The sequence below is a fragment of the Mucilaginibacter sp. P4_G9 genome (assembly GCF_056400985.1).
In genome coordinates, this window is sequence record NZ_JBFUKF010000543.1 from 1 (window position 1) to 2701 (window position 2701).

Annotated in this window: 2 protein-coding genes; both read right to left on the reverse strand. The window is 39.4% G+C overall.

What is annotated here, in order from left to right; genetic code table 11:
• Positions 1-1777, reverse strand: a 1777-nt coding sequence (locus AC1DPZ_RS25030; protein WP_477408603.1) for a cellulose biosynthesis cyclic di-GMP-binding regulatory protein BcsB, incomplete at its 3' end; no start/stop codon positions are given.
• Between the two features lie 14 nt (positions 1778-1791).
• Positions 1792-2701, reverse strand: a 910-nt coding sequence (locus tag AC1DPZ_RS25035; protein ID WP_477408605.1) for a sensor histidine kinase, incomplete at its 5' end; no start/stop codon positions are given.

A 2701-nucleotide genomic window follows, 5' to 3' on the forward strand; every position in this document is an offset into this window, starting at 1 on the left:
GCGTGGCGTTATTGCTGCGCCCGTAAAATATCTGGGCCAGGCCGTTTGATACCGTATCTGATAATGAATATACCGGGGTATTGGTATCGGTATTGTATAGCCTAAAGTCCCTGTCGAACTGAATTGGCGCATCAGCGAAGTCCTTTAATAGCGGGTCATCTTTTGATAACAGGGCAATAATGTTATATTTTTTAAGATCGGCTGATGGAATATCGCTCGAGTAAACAAATTCAGGGAAATTGTTGGCGTTAATGTTATTGTTTAGTTCATAAATGATTTCGCCCATTGCACCGGCGGCATATTTTGCATAATCCTTGCTAACAACTATGCGTGTGGTACCGGTATTAAATGCTTCCGGATACTGATAAAAGCTCAGGTCGCTGGTTACAAAAGGGTTTTTTGATTCCAGGTATGATTTATCTACGTCAACCTCGGCAAAAAAGTTGGTAAAACTATCCTTACAATGCCCGCTTGTTGGGTAAAACCTAAATTCGGCCTCAAGGGTGTTGTATTTATGGTGCTGGTAACGGTTAATGGTTATGGCTGTATTTAATTTGCCGGTTGCATCCAGTTTTTCGCTGCTGATAAGCAAGCCATTTAAATAGATGTTGAAGAAACCGCGGTCGCCTGGGCTTAAAGCGCTGTAATTGGCTATAAACCTTATCTCAACTTCTTTTGGTGTAAAGCTAAAATCGCTGTTTTTAAAGGTATAAGCGCTTTTTAATGAACCTATGCCCGATAGGAAGTCGCCCACACCGCCAATTTGTTTTAAAGAAAGCTTTGAGCGGTTTTCATCAATTGTTTTCGAGAAGGTGTTTTGCGCTTTTTCAATCAACAGGTAATCGCCATAAGTTGAATTTAAAACATTCATGTTACCTAAAGCGGTGATGGCTTTTTCGTACCCTTTATCGTCGCCGCCGGTTACAAATAAAATTTCTTTAATAACATTTTCCTGTGATGCTACTTTAACAGGTACAAGTACGCCCCTGGATTCAACCATGCGGGTATTGGTATCGGTAACCAGGCTAATTGATTTGTGCAGGTAAAATAAACCCTGATCGCTTTGCGGCGATATTTTAATAAGATCGCGCGCCGCTGCCGGCAGTGATGATATATTGCCAACCCTGATGTAGTTTCTTACACTATCCGGAACATGAGATTCGTCATACACCATGATGTCTCTTGTTTGGGTCTTTTTCAGTCTTGAATAAGCCCATGCTACGGCTTTAAGGTCGTGCAGTGAAGGATTGGCGGGGTAAACGATCGCTTTTTTTGAATCGAAGCAATTGCTGATGTTTACGTTGCTAAAAAAACTTTTATTGCTGCGCACCAGCGACAGGTATGAATAGTTTTTAACCTTTACCCACATGGCGGGGTTATCCAGGTCGCGGCACTCATCATCTGTTATAGTGAGGAGGGTTTTTATCTGTACTTTCAGGAATTTATCGTTCGACAGATCGGCCCTGGTTAAGTTAAGGGCTATTTTTTGGATAGAATCTTTGGTCATTCTGCCGCTATATGCCGGCTTATTATTAATAATAACGTTGATGAACGAGCGTTCTTTTAACAAAGCTTGTGATGGTTCAAAAAATAAAACCACTTTGCTGCCATTCATCTCGGTAAGCGGTGTGATCTTAAAATAAAATGAATTGGCGCCGCTCATGCCATATATTACGTCGTCATCATGGCCCAACGATTTAAAGGATACCATGTTTTGTGCTCTTGATGCCGTGCTGAAGAGAAATAAAAAGGCTAAGAGGGATAAAAGTTTATTCATCTGGTTGTAAATAATTAATTTATAACGTAAAATTCTACTCTGAAATAATTACCATTCTCGTCACTGCGGTATGATAGTTCGCCACCCATTTCCTGGGTCATGAGTTTGGCTATCGAAAGGCCAAGCCCCAGGCGGCTTTCGGTAACGCCCGATGTATCATTAAGTGTTTTTAATTTATTGAACATCATATCCAATTCATCCTGTCCAATAGCAATACCTTCGTCAATTAATTCAAATACAAAACGTTGGCGCTGAAGGCTGGTTACTACTTTTATAGTATTATTGGTTTGCGAAAATTTTATGGCATTTGATAACAGATTTTGAAATAMCTGCCCTGCAAATACCTTATCGAGCCTTACATTAAGCGGCAGCTTTAAAATATTATCAATAAGGTGGATGTTTTTCATTTGGGCGGTTTCAAACAAGCCCTTAAAAACTTGCATAACCTCAATATTAATATCAAATATTTCCAGGTTAAATTTCATTTCAGGCGATTCGATCTCTTTTACATCCATCAGCTTATTAAGCATGTACTGCATCTTTTCGGTCGACTCGGTTATATAACCCACATATTCTTTTTGATCATTACTTAGCCGGTAATCTTCATCTTTTATCATGTTATTACTCATCACTATCGAGCCGATGAGGTTTTTAAGATCATGGCCCGCAATATTAATAAAGCTGTTCTTTTGCCCGTCAAGCTTACGTAATTGCTCATATTGCATATCAATAAGGTTGTTWTTCTCGTTGATAGAGGTGTTTTGCTGTTTTAGCTGGTCATTTGATTTTTCAATCATTAGCTGTGATTTAACGTCGCGCTGCATTACCTTATAACGGGTATTAGGAATAAGGCATGATATAACAGCAATAATAAAAAACAATTGCCCCCCATTGCTGATGGCAATATCAAGATTATATTCATGC